At 41.3% G+C, this 14,228-nt stretch carries 15 protein-coding genes and 1 pseudogene; 9 read left to right on the forward strand and 7 right to left on the reverse strand.

The annotated features are described in order from the left end of the window. The first annotated feature begins 74 nt into the window (after positions 1–74). Positions 75–599 (forward strand): peptide-methionine (S)-S-oxide reductase MsrA, encoded by a 525-nt coding sequence (msrA, locus tag AC4J95_RS20055; RefSeq protein ID WP_494551384.1) that lies wholly within the window; start codon positions 75–77, stop codon positions 597–599. Here msrA and AC4J95_RS20060 read toward each other — a convergent pair. Together AC4J95_RS20060 and AC4J95_RS20065 are read right to left on the reverse strand one after the other, a co-directional pair. After that, positions 596–964, reverse strand: a complete 369-nt coding sequence (locus AC4J95_RS20060; protein ID WP_494551385.1) for a hypothetical protein — start codon at positions 962–964, stop codon at positions 596–598. The two genes, msrA and AC4J95_RS20060, sit on opposite strands and share 4 nt — an antisense overlap. Positions 965–1,033: 69 nt before the next feature. Then, positions 1,034–1,198 (reverse strand): annotated as a pseudogene (locus tag AC4J95_RS20065) (prepilin peptidase); the annotation flags it as partial. 199 nt (positions 1,199–1,397) lie between these two features. Between AC4J95_RS20065 and AC4J95_RS20070 the strand changes: the two are divergent. Then, positions 1,398–1,865, forward strand: coding sequence for a Dps family protein (locus AC4J95_RS20070; RefSeq protein WP_316405373.1), 468 nt, complete (start codon positions 1,398–1,400; stop codon positions 1,863–1,865). Positions 1,866–1,939: 74 nt separating this feature from the next. Here AC4J95_RS20070 and AC4J95_RS20075 read toward each other — a convergent pair whose 3' ends face one another. The 3 genes from AC4J95_RS20075 to AC4J95_RS20085 all read right to left on the reverse strand — a co-directional run bounded on the left by AC4J95_RS20075 (position 1,940) and on the right by AC4J95_RS20085 (position 5,515). After that, positions 1,940–2,647, reverse strand: coding sequence for a transposase (locus tag AC4J95_RS20075; RefSeq protein ID WP_494551386.1), 708 nt, complete (start codon positions 2,645–2,647; stop codon positions 1,940–1,942). Next, the gene (locus AC4J95_RS20080) at positions 2,637–4,166 is read right to left on the reverse strand and encodes a DUF1538 domain-containing protein (protein ID WP_316405375.1); all 1,530 of its coding nucleotides are present in this window, start codon (positions 4,164–4,166) and stop codon (positions 2,637–2,639) included. Before AC4J95_RS20080 ends, AC4J95_RS20075 begins: the two co-directional genes overlap by 11 nt. Positions 4,167–4,765: 599 nt before the next feature. Then, entirely contained in the window at positions 4,766–5,515 is a 750-nt protein-coding gene (locus AC4J95_RS20085; RefSeq protein WP_494551387.1) for a MurR/RpiR family transcriptional regulator, read from the reverse strand. 143 nt (positions 5,516–5,658) lie between these two features. Here AC4J95_RS20085 and pfkB point away from each other — a divergent pair, with 143 nt between their 5' ends. Genes pfkB through lacD form a run of 4 tightly spaced genes read left to right on the forward strand, consistent with a single transcriptional unit; the run spans position 5,659 to position 9,476 of the window. After that, entirely contained in the window at positions 5,659–6,609 is a 951-nt protein-coding gene (gene pfkB / locus AC4J95_RS20090) for a 1-phosphofructokinase (RefSeq protein WP_494551388.1), read from the forward strand. Further along, entirely contained in the window at positions 6,591–8,033 is a 1,443-nt protein-coding gene (locus tag AC4J95_RS20095; protein ID WP_494551389.1) for a PTS fructose transporter subunit IIC, read from the forward strand. The genes pfkB and AC4J95_RS20095 overlap by 19 nt, the downstream gene beginning before the upstream one ends. 13 nt (positions 8,034–8,046) lie before the next feature. Next, positions 8,047–8,505: a fructose PTS transporter subunit IIA gene (locus AC4J95_RS20100; RefSeq protein WP_494551390.1), complete on the forward strand. Its 459-nt coding sequence runs from the start codon at positions 8,047–8,049 to the stop codon at positions 8,503–8,505. Beyond that, complete coding sequence (lacD, locus tag AC4J95_RS20105) at positions 8,502–9,476, forward strand: tagatose-bisphosphate aldolase (protein WP_316405379.1); 975 nt, start codon at positions 8,502–8,504, stop codon at positions 9,474–9,476. Before AC4J95_RS20100 ends, lacD begins: the two co-directional genes overlap by 4 nt. Before the next feature lie 74 nt (positions 9,477–9,550). On the opposite strand, the gene argH is transcribed toward lacD, so the two are convergent. Together argH and AC4J95_RS20115 are read right to left on the reverse strand one after the other, a co-directional pair. Continuing rightward, complete coding sequence (gene argH, locus AC4J95_RS20110) at positions 9,551–10,921, reverse strand: argininosuccinate lyase (protein ID WP_494551391.1); 1,371 nt, start codon at positions 10,919–10,921, stop codon at positions 9,551–9,553. A gap of 290 nt (positions 10,922–11,211) precedes the next feature. Continuing rightward, positions 11,212–12,420 (reverse strand): argininosuccinate synthase, encoded by a 1,209-nt coding sequence (locus AC4J95_RS20115; protein WP_494551392.1) that lies wholly within the window; start codon positions 12,418–12,420, stop codon positions 11,212–11,214. Between the two features lie 351 nt (positions 12,421–12,771). On the opposite strand from AC4J95_RS20115, the gene rplM reads away from it, so the two are divergent. The 3 genes from rplM to AC4J95_RS20130 form a co-directional block, all read left to right on the forward strand. After that, positions 12,772–13,200: a 50S ribosomal protein L13 gene (gene rplM, locus AC4J95_RS20120; protein ID WP_192935230.1), complete on the forward strand. Its 429-nt coding sequence runs from the start codon at positions 12,772–12,774 to the stop codon at positions 13,198–13,200. A 15-nt stretch (positions 13,201–13,215) separates the two neighbouring features. Beyond that, complete coding sequence (rpsI, locus tag AC4J95_RS20125) at positions 13,216–13,608, forward strand: 30S ribosomal protein S9 (RefSeq protein WP_316405382.1); 393 nt, start codon at positions 13,216–13,218, stop codon at positions 13,606–13,608. A gap of 157 nt (positions 13,609–13,765) precedes the next feature. Continuing rightward, on the forward strand, positions 13,766–14,228 hold a 463-nt coding region (locus tag AC4J95_RS20130; RefSeq protein WP_494551393.1), incomplete at its 3' end, for a DUF3916 domain-containing protein.

A 14,228-nucleotide genomic window follows, 5' to 3' on the forward strand; every position in this document is an offset into this window, starting at 1 on the left:
GAAGTGTGACGTGAGCAGATTCGTTTCAATTTTTAGAGAAAGGGTTATGATGAAACCAAAAGGGGGGATGTTTCATGACAGAAGAAAAAGCAATATTTGCTGGTGGCTGTTTTTGGTGCATGGTAAAACCGTTTGATCAAATGCCTGGCATTAAGCAGGTCGTTTCTGGCTATACAGGCGGACATGTTCCAAATCCGACATATGAAGAGGTCTGCAGCGGTACGACTGGACACACGGAAGCTGTTGAAATTACTTTTGATCCAACAGTTATCTCTTATCAGCAATTAGTCGAGATCTATTGGCAACAAACAGATCCCACCGATGCTTTTGGCCAATTTGCGGATCGCGGTGATTCTTATCGTCCAGTGATTTTTTATGCTTCGCCAGAGCAAAAAGAAGTAGCGGAAGCATCGAAAGAACGATTAGAAACAAGCGGACGCTTCAAAGACCCGATTGTTACATCTATCGAACCAGCGCAAGCCTTTTATCCCGCAGAAGAATATCATCAAGATTTTTACCGGAAAAATCCCGAACACTACAACGCCTACAGTGAAGGTTCGGGACGTAAAGGCTTCATCCGTCAGCACTGGGATGCTTAACGCTCTCTCAAGAGTAAGAATAGAAGCCCGATAAATAGGAAGGGCAGGAATGGAAGTCGTTCCGGGATATTTTTACGCAGTGTCTGATAGCCGAAAAAGGCAAGGCCGCTGAAGGAAGCAACAAATAGAACCTGCAGCAGTTCATACCCGGACAAAAAGAAGCTCCATAGCCCGATCACCCAAAGATCTCCCAGACCTAAGCTGTTTGGGAGTATTTTTTGGCTGAGAAAAAATACGCCGCAAACAATCAGCGGTTGAAGCCAATAAGGGTGGAACAAGCAAGCACCGCTGACTAGCAGAATCATTCCCGTTACACCAAAAATCCTCATCTCTACGATATAATGATCCCAATCGATCACTGCCAAAACCAATGAACTCAGTAGCCAAAACAGTTGCCAAAGATTGATCCAATTGAAATCCTGTAGGAAGACTAGAAAGAAAATACCGCAAAAGAGCTCCAGCCAAAAACTTCGTGTCGAAAATTTTTCATGACAATGGGTACAGTAAAATCTTTGACGCAAAGCGGAAAGTAACGGAATCATTTCGCTTGGATAGAGCTTATGTCCGCATTGTTCACAATGGGAAGGTGGATAAAGCAGCGATTCATTTCAAGGAATCCGAGTACAAACGACGGCCAAGAAAGATCCGATGACCGTTCCAAAGATAAAATGTATGATGGTTTTCACCTCCCTTTTTCAATAAGATACGAAAAATGAGCGTTTTGCCAGCATTTTCTTTGTACTTTTGCCATAATTGTATTATGCTTTTAGTGGAGCAAAAATTAGGAGGTATGAAGGAATGAAATTCGAAAAAACAAAAGAAGTATTGAACCAACTAGTTGCAGACTTGAGTCAAATGTCCATGGTCATTCACCAAACACACTGGTACATGCGCGGCCCTGGTTTCTTGACATTACACCCAATGATGGATGATTTCATGGATGACGTGAACGATCAATTGGACGAAATCTCAGAACGCTTGATCACATTAGACGGATCACCTTATTCAACGTTACGTGAAATGGCTGATCAAACAAAAATTCCTGATGAAGTAGGACGTTGGGATCGTACAATGGAAGAACGTTTAGCTACACTTGTTGAAGGCTACCGTTACTTAGCAGATCTTTATCAAAAAGGGATTGACGTAACTGGCGAAGAAGGCGATGATCCAACGCAAGATATCTTCATCGAATTCAAAACTGCGACAGAAAAACGTATTTGGATGATCCAAGCACATTTAGGAAAAGCACCAGAAATTGATGCATAACTAATTAAAAAGAGGCGCCCCTCAGTAATGGTGGGCGCCTCTTTTTGTATGTCTGGCTTTCGCAGCTATTTCGTTTATTGTGGTGTATCTGTATTTAAACCGAGAACACCATCTACTGGAATCGAGATCAGGATTCCTTGAGCTTCACTTTGAAGACCGCATTGCGCGCTGATCGCTTTCATGATTGCCAGCTTTTTGTCTTTTTCCACTAAGATATAGACCATCTCTTTTTCCGGCTGTACACAGATGCCCCATTTTTTCAGCGTCTCTTGAGAATCAAGTCGACGCGCATGGATGACAGTACCACCAGCAGCCCCAGCTGCCGTCGCTGCTTCCATGACCTCCTCGCTAAATCCTTGGTTGATGGTGACCATCAGTAAGCAGTGTTTTGCTTCATGAATCATCTGTCTTTCCTCTCTTTCGGCATGTTTTTTTACCTTTTCAAATTTTTCCGAATCTAACATTTTCATAATATACGAACTTGCTCCAGAAATAGGGAAAGTAAAGGCACAGCCTTTATTAGGTTTATGGAGGGATAAGCCCTCAGCAAGCGCGGTGAACAAATCAGGGACCTGTTTTTTTAATACTGGACTGAAAAGAATCGCTTTTTCAGATACACCTAAGCCTAAAACATCCATAACTTCATTCGTGGCAGTCCCCTCACCGATCGTTAAATATTGAACAGGAGAACCATGGTTTTCTAAAATAGCGCGGGCTTTTTTGGCATCTTTATGCCCGATAATTAATACTAGCATTCGAACTGATGGCTTATTATGTATCATCCTCAGAATCCTCCCATTCTTCGATTTCATTAAGCTCTTCTATAGCTAGATCCGCTTGTTGTGCAGACTTCGCTGATTTCCACTTATAAACGACACCCATAATTTGAACGGCGATCAATGGGGTTAAAGCGACCAGGGCTACAACGCCGAAAGCGTCTGCCATGATATTTCCACCTAGGGCTTCGCTAACGCCAATGCTGAGGGGAAGTAAAAAAGTGCTGGTCATTGGACCACTGGCCACACCGCCAGAGTCAAAGGCGATCCCAATAAATATCTTTGGAACAAATCGGGTCAGTGCCAGAGCGATAAGGTACCCAGGGATAATGATCCAGTAAATGCTGATTCCAGTAATGGAGCGCAGCATCGCCAAACCGACACTGACGGATACGCCGATCGATAGACAGAGGTTCATTGCAGAAGCAGAAATCGCATCGCCAGTCACGTTTTCGACTTGATGATTTAACACTTGAATGGCAGGTTCGGCCTTTACAATAAAATACCCAATCAGCATGCCAATTGGAACAAGCAACCATTTAAACTTGCTTGCAGCTAACTCGCCGCCTAGCAGACTACCTACAGGGGCAAAACCGATACTTACGCCAGTTAAAAAGAGCACGAGTCCCAGATATGTATAAATAAGTCCAACGATGATTCGAACGTACTGTCTACGATGATAGCGACGGCTGACTAATTGAAAGATGAAGAACATGGCAGCTATCGGCAAAATAGAGATCATGACTTCTTTAGCGTAATGGGGCAACTCCAGCATGAATTCGCGCATGACATCACGTGTAGTAATGATATCTGGAAATTCGATGGGCGTGTAAGAGGTAGTCGTTGGTCGAAAGAAAATGCCTAATAACAATACTGCCAGAATGGGCCCAATACTAGAAATTGCTACTAAACCAAAGCTGTCGTCGGTGGCATCTTTGTCACTTCGAACGGAAGCGAGCCCAACACCTAGAGCTAAAATGAAGGGAACAGTGATCGGTCCCGTGGTAGCTCCACCAGAATCAAAGGCTACAGGAACAAAATCATTTGGAGCCAGAAAAGAGAGCAACACCACAATCAAATAGAGCCCCATTAATATGAGGGACAGGTTGATCTTAAACAAGATTCGCAAGACGGCAATCGTGAGGCAAATCCCCACACCAACAGCAACAGTCCAGACTAATAAATCACTGGGAATCGCAGGCATCTGATCTGCTAATACTTGCAAATCCGGTTCAGCGATGGTGATGATCGCACCAATGATGAAGACTACGAAAGCGAGTATCCCGATTTTCTTACTCTTCGAAAGCTGGACACCGATCCCTTCGCCAAGTGGTGTCATAGACATTTCGGCACCTAACTGGAAAAAGCCCATCCCGACGATCAACATGACTGCTCCAACAAGAAACATAGCAATCGTACCGATTTCCATCGGTACTAAAACAACACTGATAATTAAGACGATCAGTGTGATAGGAAGGACCGCTGACAAAGATTCTGAAATATTATCTTTTAATTTTTGGTTCATCGTTTCACATCTTTTCTAATTCTACAAAGGGGAAGAAAAATTTTGTAGATCAAATTTGAAATATTGAAAAATAGGAAGAAATTGATTGCAATGTGTTGAAAGGATGTTAAAAGCGAGGCGAATGTGGTAAGGGATAGGAATTCGTGAAATCGCGTGCCATTTCAACACCTACTATATAAAAAGTACCACGTTTTTCGAAAAAATGTAATATTTTACAGGAAATTGAATGAAAATTAAAGCTTTAATTGAAGATTCAGAGAGAATTGATTCGGAGTATGAAAGGAATGATCTAAACAGTTCAATTGTAAGTTTTTATTGCGTAGAAAGATTAACTAAAAGAAGTGATTAACTAAAAAAGACAATGCTTCAAAGACTTACTATTTAGCGAATGAGGTATTAAAGACCTGAATAATTAACAAGAACCCGAACAATCATATTCTATCACAATCGATAGGAATATCATTGTTCGATTTCATTTTGTGTATTTTTACCAGAAAGTCTTTTGGATTAGTCTCTTTTATGTTTAATGTTCATTTTTTGTTAATTCAATTTATTTTTTGACAAATCTGAAGTCGGTACTGCTTTTTATTGAAAATCTCTCAATTATCAGTAACCCGCAAGGCATAGGAGTCCAGTAAGATTCGTGCGATGATCTGTAATGGCAATCTTGAACGCACCTCGTAATCAGGAAAGTAAGAACCTTCCGATTTGAAGCCGACTAAAGCAATTTCGCTATAATTCATCAGGCTGGAAGAGTTGTTTGCTGTTAAAAGAATCGACCCGATTTCAGCATCGTAACAATTTTTGGCAGCGACAACGAGTTCTTTAGTCTCTCCATTCAGCGAAATGAAAATGACGATGTCTCTTTTCGTTAGTTTTCGGCTGATATTTTTGATGATTTCCGGATCGTTATGCATTTGACAGTTTTTCCCGGTTAATTGAAATTTCACCATCATTTCCTGACCAATCATCTCAGAGAAGCCTCGAGCAAAAATAATTACCCGATCAGCAGCTTTAATCTTTTGAATGGCATCTTCGATATTGCCGATTTCGATCATATTGATGGTTCGAACGACTTCTTGTTCATTTTTTAGAATCGCCAGTCGAATGCCCTTATCAACTTTATCCAATGCAGAAAAATTGATATTTTTATTTTCCTGCTCTTTCAAATGATGTTTAAAAGCGGTGAAGCCTTCGTAACCTTTCTTTTTCATTGTCCGCACGATTGTAGCAGTCGAAACATTGGCTTGCTCACTCAGTTTGACGATGGAGTAATTTGGGATCTCAAGGATATGGCTTTCAATAAAATCCCAGAGGTATTGTTCTGTTTCGCTTAATTTATGATCCATTGTTTTACCTTCTTTCAATGCAATCTTAGTTAAAAAGTATCACGATTTACGAAATGATGTAAAGCTTTTCGGGGAATTCGCTCAAAAGTGAAAACCTTTTCGGTACGACATGTCCCATAATAAGGTCAAGGAGGTCGTCACTCATGTCTATCTACACATGCACCATGAATTTAGCGATTGATCTATTTATCGAAACTGACACAATGAATCCTTTCACCGTAAACCGGACAAAGGATGATGATATCCAGGCTAACGGCAAAGGTGTCAATGTGTCGCTTGTATTAAAAATTCTGGGAGTCAACACCACTGCACTAGGGTTTCGCGCAGGGTTTACGGGGAACTATATAGAAGATTATTTACGGGAAAAGGAAATTTGCACTGATTTTATTGAAGTACCCGGAATGACTCGCATCAATGTATTCACGCAAGTCAATCAAACAAAGGAGGAATACAAGTTAGTTAACCAAGGACCTGAAATAACCGCGGAAAAGGTCCAAGACTTTCTGAATCAAATCAGAGATTTGCAATCAGGGGATTACCTTTGTATCTCAGGCAGTTTGCCTCGTGGGGTCGAACCGACGATCCTGATTGAGATCAGCCAAATTTGTCAGGAGCGCGGGATTCACTTGGTTATCGACAGCAGCTACAAGGAAGTAATGAACTGCTTGCAGTATCGACCGTTTCTATTAAAGCCCAATGAAGAGGAACTGGAATCTTGGTTTGGAGAAGTCATTGACACGGAAGAAGCCTATTTATTTTATGGGCAGCAATTATTAGACGCAGGAGCTGAAAATGTATTGTTGTCACTTGGCGGTGAAGGAGCGATCTTTTTCACACGAGATAGAATTATTCGCGGAAATTCACCAAAAGGAAAAGTAGTTAACACGGCTTGCGCCGGAGACACATTGTTGGGAACATTCTTGGCTGGGTATTTAACGGATCAGCCGTTGGAAGAAACCCTGCGCAAAAGTTTAGCCGCAGGAAGTTCCACCGCATTTCGTAAAGGTTTGACTGATTTTTCGGACGTTGAAGAGTTAAGTAAACAAATTGAAATCAAAGAAGAGGGGTTAAAAACATGGCAAATTATCAAATAATCGCTGCAACAGGTTGTCCAACAGGAATCGCCCATACGTATATGGCTCAAGAAGCTTTAGAACAAGCAGCCAAGAAAAAAGGGGTTACGATCAAAGTTGAAACTCATGGACAGATCGGTATTGAAAATGAATTAACAGCTGAAGAAATCAAAAATGCAGAAGCAGTAATTATCGCTGCTGACAAGGATGTGCATCCGGAGCGCTTTGCTGGAAAACGAATCATTGATGTGTCTGTTAGTGCCGGGATTAAGGATGCGGAACGTTTGATTGATGATGCATTGGCAGGAAAAGGTTCAGTTGCAGCAGAAAATCAAGCGGTAGATGCCTTGGAAGAAGAAACGGGGAACAACAGCAGTTTTGGTCGCAGCATTTATAAAAATTTGATGAATGGAGTTTCCCATATGCTGCCATTCGTAGTCGCTGGTGGGGTATTAATCGCGATCTCATTCGCAGTTTGGGGGATTTATTCCTTTGATCCAGATAATGCGCAGTACAATGCGACTGCAGCGATGCTGAAAAGTGTCGGCGATGCGGCGATGGGAATGATGGTTCCGGTTTTAGCTGCATATATTGCTGAAGGAATTGCTAAACGACCTGGGTTAGTTGTTGGTTTTGTCGGAGGTATCGTCGCGACCAATGGTGGAACAGGCTTCTTAGGTGGTATTTTAGCTGGTTTCCTCGCAGGATATTTAATTTTACTCTTACAGAAATTAATGGAAGGTTTGCCAAAACAGTTGGATGGCTTAAAGGCGATTTTCTTGTATCCCGTGATCGGTGTGGCAGTAATCGGAATCATCATGTCATTATTGGCTGATCCAATGAAAGCTGTGAATGAAGGCATGATGAGCTTCTTGGTTGGATTTGAAAATTCGAATCCGTTAGTTCTTGGCGTTATCGTTGGGTGTATGAGCGCCTTTGATATGGGGGGACCGGTCAATAAAGCTGCTTATGTCACAGGAACAGCACTATTAGCTCAAGGCAATACAACCTTCATGGCGGGGGTTTCCGCTGCTTGTATCGCGCCGCCACTAATTACAGGCTTTGCGACCTTATTCTTTGGGAAATATTTCGATACGAATGATCGTAATGCGGGTCTGGTTAACTTTATCTTAGGGTCAACACATATTACTGAAGGCGCGATTCCATTTGCCGCCAAAGATCCGATCCGGGTGTTGCCGACAATGATGTTAGGTTCCTCAATCGCAGCCGTCCTTACTTATATGTTTGGTGTTCAAGTGCCTGCACCTCATGGCGGATTCTTAGTATTGCCAGTCGTAACAGGAAAAATCCAATGGGTTGCTTCAATTTTGATCGGTGCACTTGTAGGCGGCGTAATCTTAGGACTGATTCAAAAAAGCAGTGTCGCTGCCAAAGAGAAAAAAGCGAATGCCGAACAAGCAGAAAAATCAGTGATTACAGAATAGAGAGGACCTTAGAATGGAAATCATTCAAGAAGATAAAATCTTTTTAAATCAGTCATTTGCATCACAAGAAGAAGTCTTTCAATTTCTAGCGAAACAAACAGAAGCCTTAAACATCTCGTCTGATGCGAAGTCGGTTTATCAACGACTAGTGGAGCGTGAAAATGAGGGAACTACCGGAATGATGGATGGCTTTGCCATCCCCCATGCAAAAGATCAATCGATCGGTGAACCGAGCATCCTCATCGTAACGCTTGAGCAGGGGATCGAGTGGAATAGTTTAGACGGACAATTAATCAACTTTGTCATTGCCCTATTTATTCCAGATTCAGAGGCGGGAACGACTCACTTGAAATTATTATCAGCAGTCGCACGACTGTTAATGCGTAACGAAGTAACTGAGCAGTTAAAGGCGGCAAAATCAAAAACGGAAATTGCTACACTACTAAATGAAAAAATAGGTGAGAATGAATGAAGACAAGCAGTGCAGGGAAAAAGAAGTATTTAGAGCAAATCACTAATGAAGCAGGAATTATTGGTGCTTTAGCGATTGATCAGCGAGGCGCTTTGAAGAAAATGATTGGTAAATATAAAGAAGCAACAGCAGACGACGTGATCAGATTCAAGGAACTCGTCTCACAACAGCTGACTCCTTATGCTTCAGCGATTTTGTTAGATCCAGAGTACGGGTTGCCAGCAGCAGAAATTAGAGATAGCGATTGCGGCTTGTTGCTTGCCTATGAAAAGACAGGCTACGATGCGACAACACCAGGACGTTTACCGGATGTATTAAATGTTTGGTCAGTGAAACGCTTGAAAGAAGCTGGAGCTGATGCTTGTAAGTTCTTACTATATTATGATGTGGATGAAGCGGAAGAAATCAATGAGCAAAAAAGGGCTTATATGGAAAGAATTGGTTCTGAATGTACAGCAGAAGATATTCCATTCTTCTTAGAGATCGTTTCTTATGATGCGGAGATTACGGACGCGACTTCATTGGATTATGCTAAAGTAAAACCGCGAAAAGTGATCGAAGCGATGCGAGAATTCTCACAAGAACGCTATCAAGTAGACGTGTTGAAAGTAGAAGTGCCGGTGAATATGAATTATGTCGAAGGCTTCGGTGAGACAATCTGCTATACACAGGCGGAAGCCGCAGCTTACTTTAAAGAACAATCCGATGCAACGGAGCTGCCATTTATTTTCTTAAGTGCTGGTGTCAGTGCAGAGCTGTTCCAAGAAACTCTGCGCTTTGCGAAACAATCCGATTCAGCTTTTAATGGGGTACTGTGTGGTCGAGCAACTTGGGCCAATGGTGTTGAGTCGTTTGTCAAAGAAGGGGAAGAACACGCAATAGGCTGGTTATCTGAAGAAGGGAGACGAAATATCGAAGAGTTAAATACTGTTTTAAAAGAAACAGCAACTTCTGTTTATCTGAATGCCTAAAAAAACGACTATCCAAAGCGGATAGTCGTTTTCTTGCATTCTATTTTTAAGAATACGAAAAGATAGCTGTCGTTTTATAAGGCTGCTTTCGCTAATTCAATCTGCTTCTTAACCTGATCAAAACCGGTGCCGCCTAATGAATGACGACGCGTTACAGCGGTTTTGGAGGATAGCGTATCATAGATATCTTCCTCGATCACGGGATTGATGGCTTGATATTCTTCTAAGGATACATCTTGTAAGTAAATGCCTTTTTGCGTACATTCTAATACTAATTTTCCAACGATCTCGTGAGCTTGTCGGAAGGGAATCCCCTTGGTAGCTAAATAATCAGCTAACTCTGTGGCATTGGAAAAGTCTTTTTCAGTCGCATCATGCATGATCTGAGTATGAACGTTCATAGTATCAATCATGCCAGCCATGATGTCTAAACTCGTCGCGACAGTGTGGACGGTATCAAACATGCCTTCTTTGTCTTCCTGCAGATCTTTGTTATACGCTAACGGCAATCCTTTGATTACTGTCAGAAGTCCAATCAGGTCGCCAAACACTCGTCCTGATTTTCCGCGGATTAATTCCGCCATGTCAGGATTTTTTTTCTGAGGCATGATGGAGCTGCCGGTCGAAAAAGTGTCGGTCAGTTCCACAAATTTAAATTCGTGACTGCACCATAGAATAATTTCTTCGCAGAAACGTGAAAGGTGCATCATTAGGATCGAGCTGTTGCTTAAAAATTCTAGAATGAAGTCACGGTCACTAACACCATCAAGACTGTTCATATATAAATCACTGAAGCCTAGGTCATCTGCGGTCATCTGACGATCAATCGGGAACGTTGTACCAGCTAATGCGGCACAGCCTAAAGGCGAGATGTCCACACGCTTCATACTTTCCTCCAAACGTGCTTGATCACGCGTCAGCATGCCATAATAAGCCATTAAGTGGTGCCCGAACGAAATCGGCTGGGCATGTTGCAGGTGTGTATAGCCCGGCATGATCGTTTCGACATGTTCTTCAGCCTTATTGACTAAAACTGCTCTGAAATGGTGAACCTTTTCAATGATCTCTTCTAAATGCTCCTTCAAATATAAATGCATATCTGTGGCAACTTGATCATTTCGGCTGCGGGCAGTGTGGAGCTTGCCCGCCACCGGTCCGATCTCGTCGTGGAGCATTTTTTCTAAATTCAAATGAATGTCTTCATTTTCAATGGTAAAGGTCAATTCATCTTTTGTAGCTTTTTCCGCTAATACGTTTAACCCAGCGGTGATTTGCTGTGCTTCTTCTTTGGTAATGATGCCTGTTTCGCCAAGCATTTTAACATGTGCTAAGCTGCCGGCAATATCTTGCGTCGCTAATTGCTGGTCAAAAGGAATCGATGCGCCAAATGCGTCGATCCACGCCTCGTTTTTCCCATCAAAACGTCCGCCCCATAATTTTGCCATTGTTTTATCCTCACTTTTATCTACGAATTTTTAACAAAAAAGACCGTCGCAACGGTCTTTTTTTAATGTCTAGCTGAACTGATATCGTACAGCTTTTCTTTTAGGGAGGAGGCATCTTTTCAGATACCTCAGGATGAAAACATTGCTGGTTTCCTTATTTCCTGACAGGAAAAGAAACTCTCCTAAGAGCAATGGCAAGATGTGAAACCGGACGGCCTTATTTACCGGCAAGTAAAAGCCGCCTCACATCTGGTTCATCTTGCACTTTCATGATTTCACTTTGTTCCTATTTAAACTGTTGTTTGCTGGTTACCAGCTTGCACTTCAGCGTTTACCTTGGTTGGTAAGCCCCAAAGTTTGATAAAGCCGATCGCAGCATCTTGATCGAAAGTATCGGCAGACGTGTAAGTCGCCAAGTTTTCGTTGTATAAGCTGTTGTCAGATTTACGTCCTTCAACGATCACATTGCCTTTGAACAGTTTCACACGCAATACACCGTTTACGACTTCCTGCGATTGTTTCAAGAATGCGATCAAAGCATCCATTGTCGGGTTGAACCAAAGACCATCATAGATCATTTGGCATAATTGTTGTTCAATCACTGGTTTGAAATGCGCCATCTCACGAACAAATACTAAATCTTCTAATTCTTTATGTGCCTTCATTAATACTTCTGCACCTGGGCATTCGTAAACTTCCCGAGATTTGATGCCGACCAGACGATTTTCAATATGGTCGATTCTGCCGATGCCATGAACACCTGCAAGAGTATTTAATTTCATGATCAAATTAGCTAATGATAATTTTTCTCCATCTAATGCTGTTGGTACACCTTTTTCAAACTCAATTTCAACAATTGTTGGTTTATCCGGTGTATCTTCTAATTCAGCAGTAATCGCATAAGCGCCTGCTGGCGGAGTTGCCCATGGATCTTCTAAGATGCCGCATTCGCAGGCACGTCCCCATAAGTTTTGGTCGATTGAATAAGGATTGTCCAAATCAGCTGGGATCGGCACGCCTTTTTCAGCCGCATAATTAATTTCTTCTTCACGAGACCATTTCCATTCACGAACGGGTGCAATGATCTTCAGGTTCGGATCAAGAGCAGCGATGGAAACTTCAAAACGTACTTGGTCGTTTCCTTTACCGGTACATCCGTGAGCAATCGTTGTTGCGCCCGTTTGATGAGCCAGCTCAACTAATTTTTTCGAAATCAACGGACGAGATAATGCAGAAACCAATGGGTAAGAATTTTCATAGTATGTATTTCCTTGCAATGCGATTAAAACGAAATCTTGCGAGAACTCTTCGCGAGCGTCAATCGCATAAGATTCTGTCGCACCCACTTGCAATGCTTTATTTTTGATAAATTCGGTATCACGGCCTTCACCAATGTCCAAACAGCAGGCAATCACGTCATAACCTTCATCCACGAGCCATTTGATTGAGACTGAAGTATCTAAACCACCTGAGTATGCTAAAATCACTTTTTCTTTCATCCTGATTGCTCCCTTATCGCGTTTTCATTAAATTCTAATTAATGTGTTGAAGCCATATTAGCATCGTAAAATACAAAAAGCAAGCACTTTTTAAATATTTATGCAAAATAATTTTAAAATTACGTGTCTTTATTCATTTTACTTTGTATATTCAAGTCCATTATGTATAGTAGAAGAAAGGGTGTAAAATGAAAATATTTTGCGTTTTCAAAGAGAAAAACATTGACATGGCAAGGCTTTGCAAGTATTATGGTAAATGGTATTGTTTGCCCCACAAGAGCCCCGGAAACTCAAGTGTTTGTCAAACATTCGAAATCGAAATTGGAGGAAAAAAACGTGCGTACAACATATATGGCTAAGCCAGGCGAAGTAGACCGCAAATGGTACGTAGTAGACGCAACTGATGTTCCTTTAGGACGTCTTTCAACAGTTGTTGCATCAATGCTACGCGGAAAAAATAAACCAACATTCACACCACATATTGACACTGGTGATTTTGTAATTGTAATCAATGCAGACAAAGTTAAATTAACAGGTAAGAAAGCAACTGACAAGATTTATTACCGTCACTCAAACTTCCCTGGTGGATTGAAATCAATCTCAGCAGGCGAAATGCGTGCTAAAAATTCTCGCCGTTTGGTCGAAACTTCTGTTAAAGGTATGCTTCCTAAAAACACTTTAGGACGCGCTCAAGGCATGAAACTTCACGTTTACGGTGGAGCAGAACATCCACATGCAGCACAACAACCAGAAGTCTTAGACATCACAAACTTAATTTAATAGGAGGGAAATTCATTGGCACAAGTTCAATATAGCGGCACAGGCCGTCGTAAAAATGCAGTTGCTCGCGTACGTTTAGTACCAGGAACTGGTAAAATTACTGTAAATAAAAAAGACGTTGAAGAATATATCCCACATGCTGACCTACGTTTAGTAATCAACCAACCATTTGGTGTTACTGAAACAACTGGTTCATACGATGTATTCGTAAACGTAAACGGTGGAGGCTACGCAGGTCAAGCCGGCGCTATCCGTCACGGTATCTCACGCGCTTTATTAGAAGTAGATCCTGATTTCCGCGCACCATTAAAACGCGCTGGATTACTTACACGTGATTCACGTATGGTTGAACGTAAAAAACCAGGTCTTAAGAAAGCACGTAAAGCTTCACAATTCTCAAAACGTTAATATATCCTTATATATCAACATTTCAGACACTTTCCAATTTTTGGAGAGTGTCTTTTTTTATTTGAAAAAACGCCATTTAATTGTGAATTATCGACTGCCGTAGTTTATGTTGACCTGATATACTGATGTAAAAGGATATCTATAAAGGGGAACAGAAGTGGATAAAAAGAAACCACGCGGTCAAGATCGCAAACTAAAAATGTTACTTAGACACATTAACGAGTTCACTCCATTTCTTGAAACAGATGGTGATTATGAACATTTTCATGTGCCAAGTGATCCGTTTATTGACAGTCTAAAAACTAAAGGAAAAATAAAGACAGAATTTTGTAGAGCTTGGATACGTACTACTGAAAAATTCATTCTTCAAAAACCTATTGAATTATCATTTTGTAAAGTTGTTGCTGTAATAGCAGTTCCTTATTATTGGAACTCTCAAATTATCATTTTTTATGATGAAGATTACTATAATCATTTTTGGGATAGAACAGGTCCTGAACAATTTTGGAAAAAAATGGAACAGAATTATTCGTTTTGTGGAGAGCGTAATATCAAAACATCCTTATGTGAGATTTGCTATCGAGAAACAATTATTGATGATGGGACATTTGTAAATGACT

This window comes from Enterococcus sp. GPZ-007 (assembly GCF_059374735.1).

Coding starts and splice junctions, on each gene's coding strand:
- AC4J95_RS20085 (WP_494551387.1), bottom strand. CDS start 5,515: ATGGATCATAAATTAAGCGAAACAGAACAATACCTCTGGGATTTTATT.
- AC4J95_RS20115 (WP_494551392.1), bottom strand. CDS start 12,420: ATGAAAGAAAAAGTGATTTTAGCATACTCAGGTGGTTTAGATACTTCA.
- argH (WP_494551391.1), bottom strand. CDS start 10,921: ATGGCAAAATTATGGGGCGGACGTTTTGATGGGAAAAACGAGGCGTGG.
- pfkB (WP_494551388.1), top strand. CDS start 5,659: ATGTCTATCTACACATGCACCATGAATTTAGCGATTGATCTATTTATC.
- AC4J95_RS20095 (WP_494551389.1), top strand. CDS start 6,591: ATGGCAAATTATCAAATAATCGCTGCAACAGGTTGTCCAACAGGAATC.
- lacD (WP_316405379.1), top strand. CDS start 8,502: ATGAAGACAAGCAGTGCAGGGAAAAAGAAGTATTTAGAGCAAATCACT.
- AC4J95_RS20100 (WP_494551390.1), top strand. CDS start 8,047: ATGGAAATCATTCAAGAAGATAAAATCTTTTTAAATCAGTCATTTGCA.
- AC4J95_RS20075 (WP_494551386.1), bottom strand. CDS start 2,647: ATGATACATAATAAGCCATCAGTTCGAATGCTAGTATTAATTATCGGG.
- msrA (WP_494551384.1), top strand. CDS start 75: ATGACAGAAGAAAAAGCAATATTTGCTGGTGGCTGTTTTTGGTGCATG.
- AC4J95_RS20070 (WP_316405373.1), top strand. CDS start 1,398: ATGAAATTCGAAAAAACAAAAGAAGTATTGAACCAACTAGTTGCAGAC.
- rplM (WP_192935230.1), top strand. CDS start 12,772: ATGGCTAAGCCAGGCGAAGTAGACCGCAAATGGTACGTAGTAGACGCA.
- AC4J95_RS20080 (WP_316405375.1), bottom strand. CDS start 4,166: ATGAACCAAAAATTAAAAGATAATATTTCAGAATCTTTGTCAGCGGTC.